Origin of the sequence: Geodermatophilus nigrescens (assembly GCF_900129495.1) — a bacterium.
Lineage (GTDB): Bacteria > Actinomycetota > Actinomycetes > Mycobacteriales > Geodermatophilaceae > Geodermatophilus > Geodermatophilus nigrescens.
Genome location: NZ_FQVX01000001.1, coordinates 65179 through 85541, shown reverse-complemented (window position 1 = coordinate 85541; position 20363 = coordinate 65179). Strand labels below are relative to the sequence as shown.

At 77.6% G+C, this 20363-nt stretch carries 18 protein-coding genes; 10 read left to right on the top strand and 8 right to left on the bottom strand.

Going from position 1 to position 20363, the window contains the following annotated elements; genetic code table 11:
• Window positions 1-40: 40 nt before the first annotated feature.
• The 4 genes from BUE37_RS00395 to BUE37_RS00380 all read left to right on the top strand — a co-directional run bounded on the left by BUE37_RS00395 (window position 41) and on the right by BUE37_RS00380 (window position 2796).
• Entirely contained in the window at window positions 41-1486 is a 1446-nt protein-coding gene (locus BUE37_RS00395) for a GuaB1 family IMP dehydrogenase-related protein (RefSeq protein ID WP_073417838.1), read from the top strand.
• Window positions 1483-1830 (top strand): metallopeptidase family protein, encoded by a 348-nt coding sequence (locus BUE37_RS00390; RefSeq protein ID WP_073417836.1) that lies wholly within the window; start codon window positions 1483-1485, stop codon window positions 1828-1830. Before BUE37_RS00395 ends, BUE37_RS00390 begins: the two co-directional genes overlap by 4 nt.
• Before the next feature lie 21 nt (window positions 1831-1851).
• Entirely contained in the window at window positions 1852-2187 is a 336-nt protein-coding gene (locus tag BUE37_RS00385; protein ID WP_244274091.1) for a GroES family chaperonin, read from the top strand.
• Window positions 2188-2283: 96 nt separating this feature from the next.
• The gene (locus BUE37_RS00380; RefSeq protein WP_073417834.1) at window positions 2284-2796 is read left to right on the top strand and encodes a DUF6624 domain-containing protein; all 513 of its coding nucleotides are present in this window, start codon (window positions 2284-2286) and stop codon (window positions 2794-2796) included.
• A gap of 45 nt (window positions 2797-2841) precedes the next feature.
• Here BUE37_RS00380 and BUE37_RS00375 read toward each other — a convergent pair whose 3' ends face one another.
• Window positions 2842-3297, bottom strand: a complete 456-nt coding sequence (locus BUE37_RS00375) for a MarR family winged helix-turn-helix transcriptional regulator (protein ID WP_073417832.1) — start codon at window positions 3295-3297, stop codon at window positions 2842-2844.
• A gap of 59 nt (window positions 3298-3356) precedes the next feature.
• Here BUE37_RS00375 and BUE37_RS00370 point away from each other — a divergent pair, with 59 nt between their 5' ends.
• Window positions 3357-5453, top strand: a complete 2097-nt coding sequence (locus BUE37_RS00370) for an MMPL family transporter (RefSeq protein ID WP_073417830.1) — start codon at window positions 3357-3359, stop codon at window positions 5451-5453.
• An 18-nt stretch (window positions 5454-5471) separates the two neighbouring features.
• Here the strand turns inward: BUE37_RS00370 and pheA are convergent, their stop codons facing one another.
• Window positions 5472-6407, bottom strand: a complete 936-nt coding sequence (gene pheA / locus BUE37_RS00365; RefSeq protein ID WP_073417828.1) for a prephenate dehydratase — start codon at window positions 6405-6407, stop codon at window positions 5472-5474.
• Window positions 6408-6514: 107 nt separating this feature from the next.
• Between pheA and BUE37_RS00360 the strand changes: the two genes are divergently transcribed.
• Together BUE37_RS00360 and BUE37_RS00355 are read left to right on the top strand one after the other, a co-directional pair.
• Window positions 6515-8233 (top strand): GGDEF domain-containing protein, encoded by a 1719-nt coding sequence (locus tag BUE37_RS00360; protein WP_083628088.1) that lies wholly within the window; start codon window positions 6515-6517, stop codon window positions 8231-8233.
• A 116-nt stretch (window positions 8234-8349) separates the two neighbouring features.
• Window positions 8350-10959, top strand: a complete 2610-nt coding sequence (locus tag BUE37_RS00355; protein WP_245794215.1) for a diguanylate cyclase domain-containing protein — start codon at window positions 8350-8352, stop codon at window positions 10957-10959.
• Between the two features lie 56 nt (window positions 10960-11015).
• Here BUE37_RS00355 and BUE37_RS00350 read toward each other — a convergent pair whose 3' ends face one another.
• Window positions 11016-12140 carry an MFS transporter gene (locus BUE37_RS00350; RefSeq protein ID WP_073417824.1) on the bottom strand — a complete coding sequence of 375 codons (1125 nt, stop codon included), beginning with the start codon at window positions 12138-12140 and terminating at the stop codon, window positions 11016-11018.
• Between the two features lie 323 nt (window positions 12141-12463).
• Between BUE37_RS00350 and BUE37_RS00345 the strand changes: the two genes are divergently transcribed.
• Both BUE37_RS00345 and BUE37_RS00340 read left to right on the top strand, forming a co-directional pair.
• Complete coding sequence (locus BUE37_RS00345; RefSeq protein WP_245794214.1) at window positions 12464-13063, top strand: TMEM165/GDT1 family protein; 600 nt, start codon at window positions 12464-12466, stop codon at window positions 13061-13063.
• 61 nt (window positions 13064-13124) lie between these two features.
• Window positions 13125-14555 carry a diguanylate cyclase domain-containing protein gene (locus tag BUE37_RS00340; protein ID WP_073417822.1) on the top strand — a complete coding sequence of 477 codons (1431 nt, stop codon included), beginning with the start codon at window positions 13125-13127 and terminating at the stop codon, window positions 14553-14555.
• Here the strand turns inward: BUE37_RS00340 and BUE37_RS00335 are convergent.
• From BUE37_RS00335 to BUE37_RS00320, 4 genes are all read right to left on the bottom strand, one after another.
• Window positions 14536-15345, bottom strand: coding sequence for a GDSL-type esterase/lipase family protein (locus tag BUE37_RS00335; RefSeq protein WP_073417820.1), 810 nt, complete (start codon window positions 15343-15345; stop codon window positions 14536-14538). The genes BUE37_RS00340 and BUE37_RS00335 overlap by 20 nt on opposite strands.
• Complete coding sequence (locus BUE37_RS00330; protein WP_073417818.1) at window positions 15342-16457, bottom strand: glycosyltransferase; 1116 nt, start codon at window positions 16455-16457, stop codon at window positions 15342-15344. The genes BUE37_RS00335 and BUE37_RS00330 overlap by 4 nt, the downstream gene beginning before the upstream one ends.
• Window positions 16454-17587, bottom strand: a complete 1134-nt coding sequence (locus tag BUE37_RS00325) for a glycosyltransferase family 4 protein (protein WP_217651086.1) — start codon at window positions 17585-17587, stop codon at window positions 16454-16456. Before BUE37_RS00325 ends, BUE37_RS00330 begins: the two co-directional genes overlap by 4 nt.
• A gap of 88 nt (window positions 17588-17675) precedes the next feature.
• Entirely contained in the window at window positions 17676-18566 is an 891-nt protein-coding gene (locus tag BUE37_RS00320) for a haloalkane dehalogenase (RefSeq protein WP_073417814.1), read from the bottom strand.
• Window positions 18567-18736: 170 nt separating this feature from the next.
• Here BUE37_RS00320 and BUE37_RS00315 point away from each other — a divergent pair, with 170 nt between their 5' ends.
• Window positions 18737-19489 (top strand): MerR family transcriptional regulator, encoded by a 753-nt coding sequence (locus tag BUE37_RS00315; RefSeq protein WP_073417812.1) that lies wholly within the window; start codon window positions 18737-18739, stop codon window positions 19487-19489.
• A 40-nt stretch (window positions 19490-19529) separates the two neighbouring features.
• Here the strand turns inward: BUE37_RS00315 and BUE37_RS00310 are convergent, their stop codons facing one another.
• Window positions 19530-20333: a methyltransferase domain-containing protein gene (locus BUE37_RS00310; RefSeq protein ID WP_175562757.1), complete on the bottom strand. Its 804-nt coding sequence runs from the start codon at window positions 20331-20333 to the stop codon at window positions 19530-19532.
• Window positions 20334-20363 lie beyond the last annotated feature (30 nt).

The window sequence follows — 20363 nt, the reverse complement described above, 5'->3', positions numbered from 1 at the left end:
GACCGGCGGCCGCGCCGTCCCGTGCGGGACACTCGGGGGCATGCGGTTCCTGAACGGCCAGCGCCCGGCGACCGACCTCACCTACGCCGACGTCTTCATGGTGCCGGGCCACAGCACCGTGGGCTCGCGCCTGGAGGTGGACCTGACCACCCCGGACCGGGTGGGCACCACCATCCCGGTCGTCGTGGCGAACATGACCGCCATCAGCGGCCGGCGGATGGCCGAGACCATCGCCCGCCGCGGCGGCCTGGCGGTGCTGCCGCAGGACATCCCGGTCGACGTCGTCGCCGAGGTCGTGTCGTGGGTGCACGCCCGGCACCCGGTCTACGACACCGCGATCACGCTGGCGCCGTCGTCGACGGTCGGTGAGGCGCTGTCGCTGATGACCAAGCGTGCGCACGGGATCGTCGTCGTGGTCGAGGGCCGGGGCGAGGACGTGGTGCCGGTCGGCGTGGTCACCGACGGCGCCTGCCGCGGGGTGGACCGCTTCAGCCAGCTCTCCCAGGTCATGGCCGAGCACCCGCTCACCGTCCCGGCCGGCACCGACCTGCCCAAGGTCTTCGACGTGCTCTCCGGCGAGCGGGTCAGCGCCGCTCCGGTGGTCGAGGGCGACCGGCTGGTCGGCGTCGTCACCCGCAAGGGCGCGCTGCGCTCCACCCTCTACACGCCCGCGGTCAACGGCGAGGGGCAGCTGCTCACCTCGGCCGCGGTCGGCATCAACGGCGACGTCGCCGGCAAGGCGACGGCGCTGCTGGCCGCCGGGGTCGACGTGCTCGTCGTCGACACCGCGCACGGCCACCAGGAGAAGGCGGTCGAGGCGGTGCGCGCGGTGCGGTCGGTGGCCGGGTCCGTGCCGGTGGTGGCCGGGAACGTGGTCACCGCCGAGGGCACCCGCGACCTGGTCGAGGCCGGCGCCGACGTCGTCAAGGTCGGCGTCGGGCCCGGTGCCATGTGCACCACGCGGATGATGACCGGCGTCGGCCGGCCGCAGTTCTCCGCCGTCGAGGAGTGCGCCGCCGAGGCCCGCCGGCTCGGGAAGCACGTGTGGGCCGACGGCGGCGTGCGCCACCCGCGCGACGTCGCCCTCGCCCTGGCCGCCGGCGCGGCCAACGTGATGGTCGGCTCCTGGTTCGCCGGCACCTACGAGAGCGCCGGCGACATCCACGACGACGGCAGCGGCCGGCTGTACAAGGAGTCCTTCGGGATGGCCTCGGCCCGGGCGGTCAAGGCCCGCACGGCGCAGCAGAGCGGCTTCGAGCGGGCCCGCGCCGGCCTGTTCGAGGAGGGCATCTCGTCCTCCCGCATGTACCTCGACCCGGCCCGGCCCGGCGTCGAGGACCTCGTCGACGGCATCGTCGCCGGGGTGCGCTCGTCGTGCACCTACGCCGGCGCCCGGACCATCGACGAGCTGCACGAGCGCGCGGTGCTGGGGGTGCAGAGCGCGGCCGGCTACGACGAGGGCCGCCCGCTGCCCACCAGCTGGTGAGGCCGCTCCCGCGCGAGGTCTTCGAGTCGCTGGTCGCCGACGCCCTCGACGCCGTCCCCGCCGAGCTCATGGCGCTGCTCGACAACGTCGTCGTCCTCGTGGAGGACCGCAACGAGGACGAGCCGGACCTGCTCGGGCTCTACGAGGGCCACGCGCTGACCGAGCGCGGCTGGCAGTACGGCGGCGACCTGCCCGACCGGATCATGATCTACCGCGAGGCCATCTGCGACGTCTGCGAGACCGCCGAGGAGGTGGTCGAGGAGGTGACGGTGACCGTCGTGCACGAGATCGCGCACCACTTCGGCATCGGCGAGCAGCGGCTGCACGAGCTCGGCTGGGGATAGCGCCCGCGTACCGTGACCGCCGTGCCATCCGACGTCGCCAGGGGCAGCGGGCTGCCGATCAAGATGCTGCACGACCGGGTCCTGGTCGCCCTGCGCCGGGAGGACGGCGAGCGCCGCTCCACCGGCGGCATCCTCATCCCGGCGACCGCCCAGGTGGCCAAGCGGCTGGTGTGGGGCGAGGCCCGCGGCGTCGGCGCGAGCGTGCGCCAGGTGAAGGTCGGCGACCAGGTGCTGTTCTCCCCCGAGGACCAGCACGAGGTCGAGGTGCACGGCGAGGAGCTGGTCATCCTGCGCGAGCGCGACGTGCACGCCGTCGCCGCCGAGCGGATCGAGGAGTCCACCGGCCTCTACCTCTGACGCCGTGGCCCTGACGCCCTAGTTCTGACGCCGTGTGCACGCAGCGCGGCGACCGGGCAGGCTGCGGCGCGGTACGTGCACACGGGGAGGCTCCGGATGGACGACGAGGCCCTGCGCGCCGAACTCGAGGCGATGGCGGGCGAGCAGCGGGAGCTGATGGCCCGCACCGGCGGCGGCGCGGTGGAGCAGGCGCCGGTGGAGGCCCGGCGCGAGCGGCGCGCGGTCTTCGTGCGGCACGCCGACCGGCTCGAGCAGCTGCTCGCCGGCGGCTGGCCCACCGCGGACCGGGTCGGGGAGGTCGCCGCGCGCGGCGCCTGGCTGGTCGCCCAGCACGCCGACACCCAGCTGTCGGTGCAGCGCCTGGCCCTGCGGCTGCTGCGCGAGGCGGTGGAGCACGGGCGGGCGCCGGCCCAGCAGCTCGCGATGCTCGACGACCGGGTCGCCGTCACCGAGGGCCGGCACCAGACCTACGGGACGCAGGTGGCCGACGTCGTCGACGGGCGGCCGGTGCTGTGGCCGGTGGCCGACCCCGACCGGCTCGACGACCGGCGCGCGACCGTGGGCCTCGAGCCGCTCGCCGTCCACCTGGCCCGCTACGTCCAGGCATAGGAAGCGACACGCACGTCTGGGCGTCAGGGACGTGCGTATCGCTTCCTATGCCTCGTGGGCGACCACGACGTCGGTCATGCCCGCGAGGAAGCGGCGGACGACGGCGAGGTCGTCGTCGGTGTAGCCCTCCATCGCGGCGAGCAGGCCCCGCTGCAGCCCGCCGAAGTAGGCGCCGCCGGCGGCCATCGTCGGCTCGGTCATCTCCAGGACGACGCGACGGCGGTCGGCGGGGTCGCGCACCCGGCGCACGTGCCCGGCCCGCTCCAGCCGGTCGACCAGCGCGGTCACCGACGCCGAGCTCAGCCGCACGGCCGCGCCCAGCCCGCCGGCGGTGAGCGGCTCGCCGCGGCGCGCGGCGTCCATGATCGCGATGACCGCGCGGACGTCGGTGCGGCCGAGCCCGTGCGCCTCGGCGAACCGCTCCCCCACCGCGTCGAGCTCGACGGTGAGCCGGCGCAGCAGCAGCGCGACGTCGACACGCTGGTCCACGTTGCGGGTCATCCCCTCACCCCCGTAATCTCTCGATCATCGAGATGATCGGTCGTCGAGAGGACCCCATCATGGCCCGCCGGGTCCGCTGGCTGCTCCCCCTGGTCGTCCTCCTCGCCTGGCTGGGGGCCGCGGCGCCGCTCGGCTCGCTCAGCGGGCAGCTGACCGGGCTGCAGGAGAACGACAACGCCGCCTTCCTCCCCGACAGCGCGGAGTCCACCCGGGTCGCGGAGCTGGCGCAGGCGTTCAGCCCCACCGAGGCCATCCCGGCGATCCTGCTGTGGGAGGGCGACGGCCCTCTCGACCAGGCGACGCTGGCGTCGGTCGGGCAGGCGCTCGAGGAGGCCGCCGCCGTCGCGGACGAGGCCGGCGCCCTGGCCGGGCAGCCCTCCCCGCCGATCCCGTCGGAGGACGGCGAGGCGGTGCAGGCCGTGCTGCCCCTGAGCCCTGAGCTCGGTGACGAGATCGTCGCCGTCGTCGAGGACCTGCGCGCCGCCGTCGAGGTCGAGGGCACCGACAGCTTCGTCACCGGGCCCGGCGGCATCTTCGCCGACTTCGCCAACGGCTTCGCCGGCATCGACGGCCTGCTGCTGGCCGCGGCCTTCGGCGTCGTGCTGCTCATCCTGCTCGTCGTCTACCGCAGCCCGATCCTGCCGTTCCTGGTCATCGGCACCGCGGGCCTGGCGCTCACCGCCGGCAACGCCGTCGCCTACCTGCTGGCCCGCGAGGGCTGGATCACCGTGAACGGGCAGAGCCAGGGCATCGCCTCGATCCTCGTGGTCGGCGCGGCCACCGACTACGGGCTGCTGCTGGTCGCCCGGTTCCGCGAGGAGCTGCAGCGCGAGGAGAGCCGCTTCGTCGCGATCCGCACCGCGCTGCGCCGCTCCTGGGAGCCGATCGTCGCCTCCGGCGCGACCGTCGTCCTCGGCGTGCTGTGCCTGCTGTTCTCCGACCTGGCCTCCAACCGCGGGCTCGGGCCGATCTCGGCGGTGAGCGTGGCCCTCGCCGTCGTCGCGGCGCTGAGCTTCCTGCCCGCGGCACTCGCGCTGCTCGGCCGCGCGGCGTTCTGGCCGTTCCGCCCGCACGTCGGGCAGCAGCCCCGGCAGGGCCGCGGCTGGCCGCGGGTCGCCGCGCTCGTCGGCCGCCGGCCGCGCCGGGTGCTCGCCGCGAGCGTCCTGGCGCTGGTCGCCGCGGCGGTGTTCGCCCCGAGCTACGACGCCTCGGGCATCACCTTCAGCGACGCGATCCGGGGCGAGTCGAACGCCGTGGACGGGCAGGAGGCCCTGGCCCGCCACTTCGACGCCGGCTCCGGCAGCCCGACCGTCGTGGTGACGCCGGAGGACAGCTGGCAGGAGGTGGCCGAGACCGCCGCGGCGGCCGAGGGCGTGGCGTCGGTCGTGCCGTTCACCGGCGGCCCGCCCGGCGGCGACCCGGTCGTGGCCGACGGGCTGGTGCGCCTCGACGTCACCCTCGCCGTCGCCGCCGACAGCACCGAGGCCTTCGACGTCGTCTCCGGCTTGCGGGAGACGCTCGACGACGCCGACCCCGGGGCGCTGGTCGGCGGGGACACCGCGAGCAACCTCGACGCCCGCGAGACCGCCGGCCGCGACCTGCGGGTCATCGTGCCGAGCGTGCTGGTGGTCATCACGATCGTCCTGGCCCTGCTGCTGCGGTCGCTCGTGGCGCCACTGCTGCTCATGGCCACGGTGGTGCTCAGCGTGGCGGCGACGGTCGGCGTCGCGGCGCTGCTGTTCGACGGCGTCTTCGGCTTCCCCGGCAGCGACCCCGGCATCCTGCTCATCGGGTTCGTGTTCCTCGTCGCCCTGGGGATCGACTACAACATCTTCCTCATGACGCGGGCCCGGGAGGAGTCCGTGCGGCACGGCACCCGCGACGGCGTGCTGCGGGCGCTGGCGGTCACCGGCGGGGTCATCACCTCGGCCGGGCTGGTGCTGGCCGCGACGTTCGGGGCGCTGTCGGTGCTGCCGCTGCTGTTCCTGACGCAGCTGGCCTTCCTGGTGGGCTTCGGCGTGCTGCTGGACACCTTCGTCGTCCGCTCGCTGGTGGTGCCGGCCGCGGTGGCGCTGCTCGGCGACCGCACGTGGTGGCCGAGCCGGCTGTCCCGCCGGCGCGACCCGGAGCCCGAGCGGGAGCTGGAACCCGCCTGAGGTCCGCGGAGGTCGGCCTCAGACCTCGCCGGCGCGCAGCCGCGCCAGCCACGAGCCGGCCTCGGTGAACGCGGCGTCGGCCGCCTCGCCGGGGACCGGCCGGTTGGTGCGGCCGTCGGCGCGCGGGTACGAGCCGAGGAAGCGCACGTCCTCGCTCACCCGGTGCAGCGCGGCCAGGGCCTCGCCCACCCGCGCCTCGGCCACGTGCCCCTCGCAGTCGAGGGAGAAGGAGTAGACCCACAGCCGGTCGCGGATGGGCCGGGACTCGATCCGGGTCAGGCTGATGCCGCGGACGGTGAACTCGCGCAGCACGTCGAGCAGCGCGCCGGTGCGGTCGGCGACGACCACCACGAGCGAGGTCTTGTCGTTGCCGGTGGGCTCGGGCAGCGCGCCCGGCCGGGACACCAGGACGAAGCGGGTGACGGCGCCGGGGTGGTCGGCGACGTCCTCGGCCAGCGGCACCAGCCCGTAGCGCTCGGCGGCGATCGGCGCGCAGACCGCGGCGTCGTACTCGCCGTCGGCGACCGCGCGGGCGGCGACCGCGGTGGAGGAGGCGGGCAGCGCGGGGACGTCGGGCAGCAGCCCGGCCACCGTGCGCGCGGTCTGCGCGAGGGCGTGCGGGTGGCTGACGACGGTCCGCACGTCGGCGAGGGCGGTGCCCGGACGGGCGGCGAGGACGAAGGCCACGGTGAGGAAGACCTCGCGCACGACCACCAGCGGGTCGCCGTCGGCCAGGCCGTCCATGGTGGTCGGGACCGAGCCCTCGACCGAGTTCTCGAACGGCACCAGGGCGGCGTCCGCCTCGCCCGCCCGGACGGCGGCCAGCGCCGCCGGGACGCTGGCGACGGGCTGCCGCACCCCCTCGCCGGGGGGTACGGCGCTGCTGAGCGCCGCCTCGGCGAAGGTACCCTCGGGCCCGAGATAGGCGAACCGCGTCGGAGGCGTCTGGAGCACCCGACGAGGGTAGTGCGGTCGGGCAGGGGTCGAGATCCCGTCCGGGGGGAACTGCCTCGCCGTCGGCCAGGCGTGGCCGGACGACCGGCGACGAGGAGGAGGGAAGCGTGACCCCCGGCTCCCCTCCCGTCACTGACGGTCACCTGGAGGCTGCGCTGCGGCTCCTGCTGGCCGCCGACCGGCGCGACGACGACGCGGCCTTCCGCGCCGGGCTCGACGACGCCGAGCCCGCGCTGGCCGCCGCCGCGGAGCCCCGCTGGGCCGCCTGGCGCGCGGCGCTGGCCGCCCGCCGCGCCCTGCTCGACGGCGACCGCGACGCCGCCGCGGACGGGGTGACCGCGGCCCGCAAGGCGCTCGGCGCCTGCGCCCCCTCGGCGTCCACGGCGCTGGTGCTGGCCTACCTGGCGCACGTGGAGGCCACCGCCGACCGCCTCGACGCGGCGATGCTGCTCGCCGTCGACGCCAGCCTGCTGACCGAGCAGCTCGCGCCCGCCGAGCCCGCCGCGGGCACCCCCTCACCCGAGGTGGTCCAGGCGCACCTGTGGCTCTCGCTCACCCTCACCGCGCTCGACCTCGAGGAGCTCGCCGTCGCACAGGCGGAGCGGGGCTGCGCGGTGGCGGAGCGGCTGCCCGACCTCGGCGAGCGCTGGCAGCTGCTGCGGCTGTGCGCCCAGCAGCGGGTCGAGCTCGCCCAGACGCTGCGCCGCCGCGGGCAGGCCGCCCGCGCCCGCGAGCTGGCCGGCGCCGCGATCGCCGCCGCCTCCGACGCCCGCGCGCTGGCGGTCGAGCCCGACCCCGACGACTCCGACCAGCTCGACGTCGTCCAGGCCTGGGCCCTGTCCTGCCACGGCGAGCCCGACGACGCGCTGGGCCCGCTGCGGTCGGTGCACCGGCGGGTGCACCGCAGCGGCAGCACCTGGCTGCGCGGCTACGCCGACCTGGCCCTGGCCCGGCTGCTCACCCGGCTGTCGCAGGAGCACAGCGGCGGCGGGGGCGGCGAGGAGGCCGCCGGCCTGCTGGTCGACGCCGCGGGCGCCTTCGCCGCCACCGCCGACCGGCGCCGCTACCGGCAGTGCCTGCTCGAGCTCGGCCAGGCCACCGCCGCGATGGGCCGGCCCGCCGAGGCCCTGTACTGGCTCGACGCCTACCGCTCCGACACCGGCCGCGCGCACGCCCGCAGCCGGGAGCTGTGGGCGGAGATGTTCGTCCGCCGCAGCCGGCTGCGCGAGGCCGAGCGGCAGGCCGCGGTGCTGCGCCGGCACGCGCTGGAGGACCCGCTCACGGGCCTGGGCAACCGGCGCAGCGCCGAGCGCCGGCTGGCCGGGCTGCGGCTGGGCGCCGAGCCGCTGTCGCTGGCCGTCGTCGACGTCGACCGGTTCAAGGAGGTCAACGACGACACCTCGCACACCCACGGCGACGAGGTGCTGCGCCGGGTCGCCGCGCTGCTGCGCGAGCACAGCCGGGCCGGCGACGAGGTGTACCGGTGGGCCGGCGACGAGTTCCTCGTCGTGCTCCCCGCGGCCACCCAGGGGCAGGCGCTGGCCGCCGTGGAGCGGCTGCGGGCCGCCGTGGCCGAGGCGGACTGGGCCGACCTGCCGCTGAGCGAGCCGATCACCGTGAGCATCGGGGTGGCCACCGCCCCGGCCGCCGCCGACGACCGGTCCGTGCCGGTCGGCTGGCGGTCGCTGTTCGACACCGCCGACCTGCACCTGTTCTCCGCCAAGCGCGGCGGGCGCAACCGGGTGCGGGCGCCGGGACTCGTCGACGGTGACGGCGGGGCCGGCACCGCGGCCGGGGACCAGGCCCCGCCGGAGGCCGCGCCGTGACCGGCGCCCGGCCCAGCTGGGACGGCAGTGACGGAACGGGCGACGGGACCTCCGCCACACGACGCGCCCGCGCCGGGATGCCCGGATCCGGCCCCGACGGCGTGCACAGTGCCCTGGTGCCACCGGGAGCCCTGCACCACCGGGTGACCGCCGCCCTCGCCAACTGGCAGCTCGACGACGCCGAGCGCCTGCTGTCGGTCGTCGACTCCTCGACGCCCTACGCAGCCCCCGCCGAGGCCGGCGCCCCCGGGTCCGACGACCGCGACGACGCGCCCACCCTCGGCCGAGCCTGGGCCGACACCCTGCGCGCCGAGCTGCTGGTGCGCCGGCTGCGCGTGGCCGGCTTCACGCTGGTCGGCGAGCCGCTCGACGCTCCCGAGGCCACCGAGTCCCTCGACCTGCACGCCGGCGTCGCCGGGCTGCTCGACGGCGGCGACGGCGACCCGCGGTCGGCCTCGGCCGCGCACGCCGCCGAGGCGATCGCCCTCGTGCGCTCGGCCAAGGCCGCCTTCGACGCCAGCGACGACGAGCTGCAGCGCGCCGCGGGCCTCGCCCGGCACGCCCGCATCGAGCTGCTGTCCCGCCGGATCGACGCGGCGATGGACGAGGCGGTCGAGGCGGCCAGCCTGCTCGACCCCGCGCTGCCCCCGAGCGCCCTGCTCGTCGACACCCTGGGCACCCTCGCCGGCGTCCTGGCCGACCTCGAGCTGATGCCGCTGGCCCTGGACTACCAGCGCCGCGCGCTGGAGACCGCCGCCGCGGCCGCCGACGCGGGCGTGCTCGACGCCGGCGTCGACCCCGACGTGCTCGCCGCCCGCGCGGCCACCTGCCTCGGTGAGCTGTGCGCGGAGCTGGGCGAGGCGCTGCTCGACGACGGCGACCCCGACGCCGCGCTGCCGCGGTTCGCCGAGGCGCGCGGGCTGGCCGAGCGGGCGCTGGCCCAGCTGCCACCCGACGCCGAGGGCGTCGTGGCCGCGCAGGTGGTGCACGGCTGGGCGCTGGTCGGCCTGGGCGAGCACGCCGCGGCCACCGGCCCGCTGCGCGCCGCCGTCCGCACCACCAGCGCCCGCGGCGACCGCGCGCTGCTGGCCTCCGCGCTGCTGGCGCTGGGCCGCGCGCTGCGCCGCCAGGACGACGGCCGCGGCGCCGACCAGCAGCTGGCCAAGGCGCTGGCGCTGGCCACCGAGCACGGCCTGCCCCGGCTGCGGCGGTCGGCGCTGCGCGAGCTGTGCACGCTGCACGCCGAGCTCGACGACGCCGGCCGGGCGCTGCCCTACCTGCAGGCCTACCTCGCCGACGAGCTCGACCGGGTCGACGAGCGGCGCACCCGCTGGGTGGAGCTGTTCGGCCGGCGCAAGAGCCTGCTGGAGAACGAGCGCGCCGCCGGGCAGCTGCGCCGGCAGGCCTACGAGGACCCGCTCACCCACCTGCCGAACCGGCGCTACGCCGAGGCCCGCCTCGACGGGCTGCTCGGCGCCGGCACCACGCCCGCGCTGGCCGTCGTCGACGTCGACCGGTTCAAGGCCATCAACGACGCCGTCGGCCACCCCGGCGGCGACGCGGTGCTGCGGGCGGTCGCCGAGCTGCTCATCGCCGGCTGCCGCGACACCGACGAGGTGTGCCGGTGGGCCGGCGACGAGTTCGTCGTCCTGCTGCCCGACACCACCGCCGAGCAGGCCGAGCGGGCCCTGGAGCGGGTGCGCCGCGCGGTGGCCGCCCACGACTGGGCCGCGCTGGGCCTGACCCTGCCGGTGACGATCAGCGTGGGCATCGCCTCCGCCACCCGCGGCGACGACCGGCGCACGCTGTTCGCCGCGGCCGACGGCGTCCTCTACGACGCCAAGCGCAGCGGCCGCGACCGCGTCGTCCGCCTCTCGGCGGTCACCCAGACCCGCGCGCCCGACGCCGCCCCGGAGGCCGAGCAGGCGCCGCCCGCCGGGCCCGCGACGGCGTCGGTGCAGGTGCCGCCGGTGCAGACGTCGCCGCTGGACCCCGTCGGCGGCTTCGCCGCGCTGCTCGCGGCGCCCGCCCGGCCGGCCGACCCGCCGCTGTCGCTCGGCGGCCCGGGTGAGCCGGCGCTGGCGCCCGGGCCCGCGGCGCCGCCCGCGCGCCCGGCCGAGCCCGACGTCATCTGGGGCGTGGGCCGCTCCACCGAGCAGGTGCTCGCGCTGGTCCGCGAGACCCGCGACGCGCACCCCGACCGCCCGGCGCTGGTGGTGCGCGCGAGCGCCGACACGCTCGTCGCGCTGGCGTCCGCGCACCCGGGCTCCACAGTCGACGCCGCGGCGATGTCGGCCGCCGTCGGCCCGGTGCCCGAGCCGGTCGGGCGGGTGGGCGTGCTGTGCGCCAGCACCGCCGACGCGTCGGTGGCCGCCGAGGCCGCGTTCGTCGCCCGGGTGACCGGCACCGAGGTCGTGCGGGTCGACGACGTCGGCGGCAGCCGGCTGCGGCCGCTGCTCACCGACCGGACGCTGCTCGACGACGTCGACTGCCTGGTCGTGGTCGCGGGCCTCGACGCCTCGCTGGCCGGCACGGTCGGAGCGATGACGGACGTGCCGATCGTCGCGGTGCCCACCTCGACCGGGCAGCCGGGCTCCTTCGGCGGCTTCGGCTCGCTGCTCACGATGCTCAACTCGGCGTCGCCGGGCGTCGTCGTCAGCAACATCGACAACGGCCACGCCGCCGGCGTCTTCGCCGCCCGCATCGCCCGGAGGACCGGGAGGTAGGGACGGCGGACCGGCCGCGGGGCCGGAGGCTCCCGGCCGGGACGGCGTGGCAGGGCTCAGCGCCGGTCGGGGACGGCACCTGGCCGCGGTGTCGGCCGGAAGGCCGACGATGTGACGGCCGCGACCAACGCGAAGAGGACCGCCACGGCGAGGGCGCCGTCGAGGGCCCAGGCGGCGAACACCAGCAGCGCGCCGAGCTCGATGCCCAGCCCCGCCACCGAGGTGACCGTCGCGCGGACGGCGGCGGGCAGCCGCTCCTGCAGCCGGGCCTCCCCCACGACCAGCACCGCCAGGTACAGGCCGTAGGACACCGCGACGGCGGCGACGGCGGGGAGGCCGTCGGCCAGCGCGCCGGCGGCGAGCAGCACCGCCGAGGCGAGCAGCAGCAGCGGCAACGCCCGCGAGGGCAGCCGCGCCGCCCGGCCGGCGAGCGCCGCGCCCGCGGCACCGGTCAGGGCGACGACGAGGACCGCGGCCGGCACCACCGCCGTCGGCACGCCCTGGTCGCGGGCCATGAGCGGGAAGTACTCCTCGATCGCGTCGAGCGAGCCGAGCAGCGCGACGGCGGCCACCGCGAGCAGCACCCCCGGGCGGCGCAGCGCCGTCCCGACGGCGGTCCGCAGCGGGACCTCCGGCCCGTCGTCGTCGGCGGTGCGCGGCGGCTCGGGGAAGCGTGTGGCGAGCCCGGCGGCGGCCAGGCAGGTGCCGACGCTCACCCAGCCGACCAGCGCGTAGCCGCCGGCCTGCACGAGGAGGCCGGCCAGCACGGCGGTGGGCACCTGCACGAGCAGCTCGGCCGCGGTCATGGCGCCGTTGACCCGGACGTAGGCGTCCTCGGCGCCGGCCGCGGCCAGCCCGTCGTAGACCAGGGCCTCGGCCGCGCCGGACACCAGCGCGCCGCCCACGCCCCAGACGACGAAGCCGGCGGCGAAGCCGGCCAGGCCCGGCGTGACGGTCCACAGCACGAAGCCGACGGCCTCGAGGACGCCGCCGAGCACGAGCGCGCCGCGGCGGGACCAGCGGTCGGCGAGCACGCCGGTGGGCACCTCGGCCACAAGCGCGGTGAGCGACCACAGCGCGAACAGCGCGGAGACCTGCGGCTCGGTCAGCCCGGTGTCCAGGAACAGCAGCGCGTAGAGCGGGTACACCGGGGCGAGGCCGGACAGCGCGGTCCAGGCCACGGCCAGCCGGGCGAGGGCCCGGGCGGCCGGCGGAAGCGGGGCGGGGGACGGGCGTCAACGGAAGGGCACGGCGCGACCGTAACGAGCAGCACACCAGCGCGCACCGGGTTTGTCGCGCCGGCTCGGCTAGGCTCTGCGGCCGAGAAGGGGAGTAGCCCCCCGTCCGCTGGTCGACACGCTGGCACGTCCCCCGGGGGCGGCCCGGTCAGCGGGCCCGTGCGCGAGCGCGGGTGGGCGAGACCTTCGACCGGAGCAGTCGTGTGCGCTGCCGGTCGGAGGCGTGCGCCCCCGCCCGGCGGTGCCGAGCGGAAGAGAGCCAGCCCGTGATCGTCCTGTCCGTCGTCGCGACGGCGTTCGTCCTCGTCCTGCCGGTGGAGCTGCCGGACAAGACGCTGTTCGCCAGCCTGGTGCTCGCCACCCGGTTCCCGCCGCTGCCGGTGTTCGTCGGCGTGGGCACCGCCTTCGGCCTGCAGGTGGCCATCGCGGTGACCGCCGGCAGCCTGCTGTCGCTCCTCCCCCAGGCCCTGGTCAGCGGGGTCGTGGCGGTGCTGTTCCTCGTCGGCGCGGTGCTGCTGTGGCGCAGCGCGGCGGAGGGCCCCGAGGACGGCGGGGAGGCCGCCGACACCCGGGAGCGGACGTCGTTCCTGCGGGCGGCCGCGGTCTCCTTCGGCGTGCTGTTCGCCGCCGAGTGGGGCGACCTGTCGCAGCTGGCCACCGCGGGCCTGGCCGCGCGCCTGGACTCCCCCGTGTCGGTCTTCATCGGGGCGTGGGCGGCGCTGCTCACCGTCTCCGCGCTCGCGGTGTTCCTCGGCAAGGCGCTGGCCGACCGGCTGCCGGTGGCGCTCATCCGCCGCGCGGCCGCGGTGCTGTTCGTCGTCTTCGCCGTCGTGGCCGCCGTGGAGACCGTCCGCGTCCTCACCTGATCGGGGGACGGCGCGGCGGCGGCTCCTGCGGACCGGTCCCGCACCGGCCGTTGTCCCGGTCATGAGCACGACCACGACCCCCGACCGCGCCACCGGCGCCCTCGACCTCGCCGAGCTCGGCCGCGACGCCGAGCTCGCCGCCGTCGTACGGGTGGCCGCCGCGGTCACCGGGGTGCCGTGCGCGACGCTCAACCTGCTCGACGCCTGCGAGCAGCACCAGCTCGTGCCGCACGGCTTCCCGGGCTGCTCCTCGCCGGCCGAGGAGTCGCTGTGCGCGACGATGACCGCCGAGGGCCCGCGCGTGCGGGTGTACGCGGACCTCTCGACCGACCCCCGCTACGCGGACAACCCGTGGGTGGACGGCCGGCGGTCGTCGGTGCGCGCCTACGCGAGCGCGCCGTTGCTCGTCGACGGGCTGGCGGTCGGCACGCTGTGCGTCTTCGACACCGCCCCGCACGCCTTCCCGGCCGACGCCGGCGACCGGCTGGCCGACCTCGCCGGCGTCGTCGTCGCCCTGTTCCAGCGCCGCCGCCAGGCGCGGCAGCTCGCCGTCCTCGCCGCCGCCCGCGCCGCCGACCGCGACCAGGCGCAGGCCGCGGCGTCGCACGCGGCGCGGTCGGAGGCCTTCACGCGGGCGCTGCTCGAGGCGCTGCCGGTCGGGGTCGTGGCCGCGGACGCCGACGGGCGGATCACCCTGTTCAACCGGCTCGGCCGGCAGTGGCACGGCCTGCCCGAGGAGCACGCCGACCAGGTGGCCGGCGCGGAACTCACCGAGGACGTCGTCGAGCGCTTCGGGCTCTGCACCCCCGACGGCCGCCGGCTGGCGCTGGCGGAGGTGCCGCTCGCCCGCGTCTACACCGAGGACCGGGTGCGCGACGCGCACATGGCCATCGACCTGCCCGGGCACCCGCTGCGCGTGCTCCGCGCGTCGGGGACGCGGATCCGCGACGACGCCGGCCGCCCCACCGGCGCGGTCGTGGCGATGATGGACGTGACCGCGCAGGTCGAGCTGGAGGCCCGGCTGCGCGAGGCCGCCCTGCACGACGCCCTCACCGGCCTGCCCAACCGGGCGCTGCTGCTCGACCGCACGGAGCAGGCGCTGCGGGTGCAGGAGCGCGAGGGGCTCCCCGCGGCGGTCCTCTACTGCGACCTCGACGGGTTCAAGCAGGTCAACGACACCCTCGGCCACGCCGCGGGCGACGCCGCGCTGGTGCGGATGGCCGCCGCGCTGACCTCCGTCGTCCGCCCGGGCGACACGGTGGCCCGCATCGGCGGCGACGAGTTCGTCGTCCTGTGCCCCGGCACGGCGACGGAGGCGGCCGCGCGCGGGCTCGCCGAGCGGCTGTCCGCCGCGCTCGCCTCCCCCGCCGACGGCGGCCCGGCGCTGCGCTCGAGCACCGGCCTGGCGCTCTCCCGCGCCGGCGACACCCCCGACACCCTGCTCAGCCGGGCCGACGCCGCGATGTACGCGGTCAAGCGCTCCCGCCGCTGACCCGCGCGGGCCAGACCCCGGGTCCTCCGCCGGGCGCCGGCTCGCCGTCGCGGGCGGAGCCGACGGCCCGGGGGTCGCCCAGCTCGCGGGCGGCGGCCACCAGGCCGGTGAGGTGCGCGGCCACCCACGGCAGCCCGTGACGCGCCGCCCAGGCGAGCTCGCGCGCCGGGCCGGGCGCCGGCGGCAGCGACGGCGCGTCCGGCACGCGGACCGGCAGGCCGGCCGCGGTGAGCAGCGCGCCCGCGACCACGGCGATCCGGGCGTGCAGCGCCGCGGTGGGGTGCAGCCGGTCGACGTCCCAGGCCCGGCGGTCGGTCACGGACGGCACGGCCGCGAGGTCCAGCACCAGCACGCCAGGGCCGGCCGCCGCCGCGTCGACCGCGGCGTTGACCGCGGCCACCCGCCCGCGGACGGCGGCCCGCACCCCCGCCGGCAGCGGCAGCATGCCGCCGGGGTCGTGCAGCCGGCCGAGCACGACGACGGCCCCGGCGGCGCGCAGCCCGGACACGACGGCGGCGAGGTCGTCGGCCAGCGCGGCGGGGTCCAGGTCGGACCGCGAGACGTCGTTGAGCCCGGCCAGCACGGTGGCCACGTCGGGCGCCCCGGCGACGGCGGCGGCCAGCTGGACGGCGCGCACGTCGCGGACGCGGGCGCCGGCCCGCGCCAGCAGGGTCAGCCGGGCGCCCGGGACGGCGGCGGCGAGCACCGACGGCCAGGTGCGGGCGGCCGGCACCCGCACGCCCACGCCCTCACCGCAGCTGGTGCTGTCGCCGAGCGCCGCGATCCTCATGCCGCCCGCTCCCGCGCCGCGAGGCCGTGCGCGGCGAGGAACCCCGCGACCGTCGCCGTCCACGGGAACCGCTCCGCGCGCCGCCGGGCACGCTCGCGGCGTGCACCGGGGTTCACCGCGAGCAGCGCCTCGACGGCGTCGGCCAGCGCGGCCGCGGTGCCGGCGGCGGCCATCCCGGCCGGCCCGGCCACCGACGGCAGTGCGGAGTCCGCGGACACCACGACCGGCGTGCCGCAGGCCAGCGCCTCCAGCGCGGCCAGGCCGAACGTCTCCACGGGGCCGGGCGCGAGCACGACGTCGGCGGCGCCGAGCAGGCCCGCCAGCGCGGCCCGGTCCGGCACGTGCCCGAGGAACCAGACGGGCAGGCCCGCGGCGCGGCGGGCCAGCGCCCCGCGCGCGGGCCCGTCGCCGGCGACCAGCAGCCGCACCGGCAGGCCGCGGCGGGCGAGCTCCGCGGTGGCGGCGACGGCGAGGTCGGGGCGCTTCTCCCGCGACAGCCGGGTGGCGGTCACCAGCAGCACCCCGCCGTCGCGACGGTGGCCGGCGTCGGCGCGGGCGGGCGTGAAGGTGCCGAGGTCGACGCCGAGCGGCACCACGGTCACCGGCGCCCCGACCCGTCGGTACTCCTCGGCCGCCCAGTCGGTCGTGCAGACGACGCGGCCGGCGGCGGCCAGCGCGGCGTTGGCGCGGTCGGCGAGCCGGTCGGCCGCCCGTGGCACGCCGGGTGCGGCCGGCAGCCACTGCCGCAGCCACCGGTCGAGCCGCTCGTGGCTGACCACCAGCGCCGGGACCCCGCGGTCCCGGGACCAGCCGGCCACCGCGCGCAGGGTGGTGCGGTCGTGCAGCTCGACGCGGTCGGGCGCCAGGTCCGCCAGCGCCGCGAGCACCGGCGCCGGGCGCAGCAGCCGGTACCCGGTGCCCGGGAGCGGGACGCCGGGCAGCTGCACCCGCCGTCCCCAGGCGGTGTCCTCGGTCGCCGCGCGCGGGCCGGGCACCACCTGCACCACCTCGTGGCCGGCGGCCGCGTAGCCGGCGGCGAGGGAGGCGAGGGCGGTGCGCAGGCCACCGGAGGTGGGGGTGACGAAGTTGGCCACCTGCACGACCCGGCTCACGCGACGCGCTCCGGGGCGGCGGGCGCGGCGGCGCGGCCGGCGAGCGCGTCGGTGTAGTGGCCGAGCAGCTGGTCGCCGAGGGAGTCCCAGGTGCGGCCGCGCACGCTCGCCCGCGCGGCGCGGGACATCCAGGCGCGGGTGTCCGGCTCGGCCACCAGCCGGGCCACCTGCGCGCGGAGGTCGGCCGCCGACCCGGGGGTGAAGAACAGGCCGGTCCGGCCGGCGGTGACGACGTCGAGCGGCCCGCCGGCGGCCGGGGCGACCACCGGGACGCCGCTGGCCAGCGCCTCCTGCGCCGCCTGGCAGAAGGTCTCCGACGAGCCGGGGTGGACGAAGACGTCGAGGGAGGCGGTCCAGGCGCCGAGCTCGGCGCCGCCGCGGAAGCCCGCGAACACCGCGCCGGGCAGCGCCCGCTGCAGCCGCTCGCGCTGCGGGCCGTCGCCGACGAGCACGAGCCGGACGCCGGGGACCCGGTCCAGGCCCGCGAGCAGGTGCAGCTCCTTCTCGGCGGCCAGCCGGCCCACGTAGCCGACGACGACCTCCCCGCCGGGCGCGAGGCGGGCGTGTAGCGCGGGGTCGCGGCGGGCGGGCGAGAAGGCGGCGGAGTCGACGCCGCGGGCCCACAGCCGCACGCGCGGCACGCCCCGGGCGCGCAGCTCGTCGGCCACCGGGTGGCTGGGGACCAGGGTCGCCGCGGCGCCGGCGTACACCGGCCGCAGGCCCGCCCACACCATCCGGCCGACGCCGGGCAGGCCGTAGCGGGCGGCGAAGCCGACCAGGTCGGTCTGGTGGACGGCCACGACCGGGACGTCGAGGCGGCGGGCGACCCGCGCGGCCGAGGCGCCGAGCGCCGCCGGGCTCGCGAGGTGGACGACGTCGGGGGCGAACTCGCGCAGGACCCGCCCGAGCCCCGGCCACGGGCGGCCGACGCGGAAGCCCGCGTAGCGCGGGAGCGCCACCGACGGGGACCGGACGACGGTCGCGCCGGCGTACTCCCCGGGGCCCGGGCCGGGCGCGACGACGAGCACCTGCACGCCGTGCCGCCGCATCTGCTCGCAGACGCGCAGGACGCTGTTGGTGACGCCGTTGACCTGCGGGAGGAAGGACTCGGTGACCACTGCCACGCGCACGCCGCCAGCGTGGGCGGCGCAGGGAGAGCGGAGGTCGACGGCGCGGCCCGCTCCCGGTGAACGGTGCGGGAAGAGCGGGCGACCCGGCTCAGGCCAGGGTCGGGATCCAGTCGGCCAGGGCCCGCCCGATCGCGTGCGGGGAGTCCTCGGGCACGAAGTGCGAGCCCGGCACGGTCACCTCTGAGACCGAGGGCCACTTGCGGACCAGCGCGCGCTGCCGGCCGACCAGGATGGAGCCTGGCTCGGCGTCCAGGAACAGCTTGGGGACGGCGCTGCCGCGCAACCAGACGCCGTACCGCGCGACGACGTCGCGGACCAGCGGCGGCACGTTGTCCAGCGGGATCTGCCGGGGCCACTCGAGGGTGGGCCAGCGGTCCTCGCGCTCGCGGAAGGGCGCCCGGTACCGCTCGTGCGCTTCGGGACTGAGACCCCGCAGCGTGGAGGCCGGCAGGATCCGCTCGACGAAGACGTTCTTGTCCAGCACCACGGTCTCGCCGTCGTCGCCGCGCATGGTGCGGAAGATGCCGCGCGCGTCGGGCGGCCAGTCCGCCCAGGTCATCGGGGTGACGATCGCCTCGGTGAACGCCAGCCCGCGCACCTGCTCGGGGTGCCGGCGGGCCCAGTCGAAGCCCAGCGCCGAGCCCCAGTCGTGCAGCACGAAGGTGACCCGCCGGTGCACGCCGACGGCGTCGAGGAACTCCTCGAGGTGCTGCGCGTGGGTGGCGAAGGAGTAGGTGCCGCGCCGCGGGTCGGGCAGCTTGCCCGACTCCCCCATGCCGACCAGGTCCGGCGCGATGCACCGGCCCAGGTGGCGCACGTGCGGGATGACGTTGCGCCACAGGTAGGACGACGTCGGGTTGCCGTGCAGGAAGACGACCGGATCCCCCTCCCCGACGTCCACGTACGCCATCTCCGTGCCGCGGACGGTCACCCGCTGCCGGGGGAAGGGGTCCTCGGGGGAGACGTCCTCAGCGGCCACCCGGGCATCCTCGCCCAGCCGCCGCCCCGCCGCCGTCCGGAGGACGGCGTCCGACGATCGCGCTCGGCCCTGACGCGACGATCGCGCTCGGCCCTGATGCGACGATCGCGCTTGACCCTGACGCGACGTCAGGCTGTGCACTCGTCGCCGTCAGGGAGGAGGGACCCGGGATGAACGTGGGCGAGGTGGCGGCGCTGGCCGGCGTCACGGTGCGCACGCTGCACCACTACGACCGGATCGGCCTGCTGTCGCCGTCGGGACGCACCGCGGCCGGCTACCGCCGCTACTCGGCGGCGGACCTCGACCGGCTGCACCAGGTGCTGCTCTACCGCGAGCTCGGGTTCCCCCTCGAGGAGGTCGCGGCGCTGCTCGACGACCCGTCCGCCGACCCCGCGGCGCACCTGCGCCGGCAGCACCGGCTGCTGCGGGACCGGCTGGAGCGGACGCGGGCGATGGTCGCGGCCGTCGAGAAGGAGATGGAGGCGAGGCAGATGGGGATCGCACTGACCCCCGAGGAGCGGTTCGAGGTGTTCGGCGAGCACGACCCGGAGCGGTACGAGGCCGAGGTGCAGGAGCGGTGGGGCGACACCGACGCCTACCGCGAGTCCTCGCGGCGCACCGCGGCCTACACCAAGGAGGACTGGGTCCGGATCAAGGCCGAGGGCGAGGACCTCAACGGGCGGATGGCGCGGGCACTGCGGGACGGCGTCGCGCCGGACTCGGCGCCGGGCATGGACCTCGCCGAGGAGGCGCGGCAGCAGATCTGCCGGTGGTTCTACGACTGCCCGCCGGAGATGCACGCGGCGCTCGGCCGGATGTACGTCGAGGACGAGCGGTTCACCGCCACCTACGAGGCCGTGGCGCCGGGCCTGGCGCAGTGGGTGAGCACCGCCGTCCAGGCCAACGCCGCCCGGCAGGGCTGACCCCCGGGAGCGGGGACGGCCGTCCCCGCTCCCGGGGAGCTCACACGCGGACGAGCAGCTCGCCGTGCAGCATGCCGAGCCAGCCGTCGTCCGCGGCGGCCCAGCGCAGCCACGCGGCGGCGAGCTCGCCGAGCTCGTCCCGCGTGGCCAGGCCGTACGCCACGGCCTGCTCCGCGAACGCCGACGCCGTCGCGCGGCCGGCCCAGGAGCGGCCCCACCACTCCCGCTCGGCCGCCGACGCGTAGCACCACGACGACGCCGACGCGGTGACGTCGCGCAGACCCGCGGCGTGCGCCCAGGACAGCAGCCGCCGGCCGGCGTCGGGCTCGGCGTCGTTGGCGCGGGCCACGCGGCCGTACAGCTCCAGCCACCGGTCCAGGCCGGGGTCGGCGGGGTACCAGGTGGTGGCGGCGTAGTCGACGTCGCGGACCGCGAGCAGCCCGCCGGGCCGGCACACCCGCGCCATCTCGCGCAGCGCCGCCACCGGGTCGGTCAGGTGCTGGAGCACCTGGTGGGCGTGCACGACGTCGACCGAGTCGTCGGGCAGGTCGAGCGCGTATCCGTCGCCGACGGCGAAGGTCACCGCCACGCCCTCGCGGGCCGCGAGCGCCCGCGCCTCGTCCAGCGGGTCGGCCGAGACGTCGAGGCCGAGCACCCGGCCCGGCGCCACCCGGCGGGCGAGGTCGACGGTGATCGTGCCCGGCCCGCACCCGACGTCGAGCAGGTCGAGGCCGGGTCGCAGGTACGGGAGCAGGTACGCCGCCGAGTTCTCCGCGGTGCGCCACCGGTGCGACTGCAGCACGGGCTCGGCGTGGCCGTGCGTGTAGGTGTCCACGCCGGCCATCCTGCTCCCGCCGTCCCACTCTGCGAAACG

Excerpts from the sequence above, each read along its gene's own strand:
- BUE37_RS00395 (WP_073417838.1), top strand. The coding sequence starts at position 41 with ATGCGGTTCCTGAACGGCCAGCGCCCGGCGACCGACCTCACCTACGCC.
- BUE37_RS00380 (WP_073417834.1), top strand. The coding sequence starts at position 2,284 with ATGGACGACGAGGCCCTGCGCGCCGAACTCGAGGCGATGGCGGGCGAG.
- BUE37_RS00375 (WP_073417832.1), bottom strand. The coding sequence starts at position 3,297 with ATGACCCGCAACGTGGACCAGCGTGTCGACGTCGCGCTGCTGCTGCGC.
- BUE37_RS00370 (WP_073417830.1), top strand. The coding sequence starts at position 3,357 with ATGGCCCGCCGGGTCCGCTGGCTGCTCCCCCTGGTCGTCCTCCTCGCC.
- BUE37_RS00340 (WP_073417822.1), top strand. The coding sequence starts at position 13,125 with ATGAGCACGACCACGACCCCCGACCGCGCCACCGGCGCCCTCGACCTC.
- BUE37_RS00335 (WP_073417820.1), bottom strand. The coding sequence starts at position 15,345 with ATGAGGATCGCGGCGCTCGGCGACAGCACCAGCTGCGGTGAGGGCGTG.
- BUE37_RS00315 (WP_073417812.1), top strand. The coding sequence starts at position 18,737 with ATGAACGTGGGCGAGGTGGCGGCGCTGGCCGGCGTCACGGTGCGCACG.
- BUE37_RS00310 (WP_175562757.1), bottom strand. The coding sequence starts at position 20,333 with ATGGCCGGCGTGGACACCTACACGCACGGCCACGCCGAGCCCGTGCTG.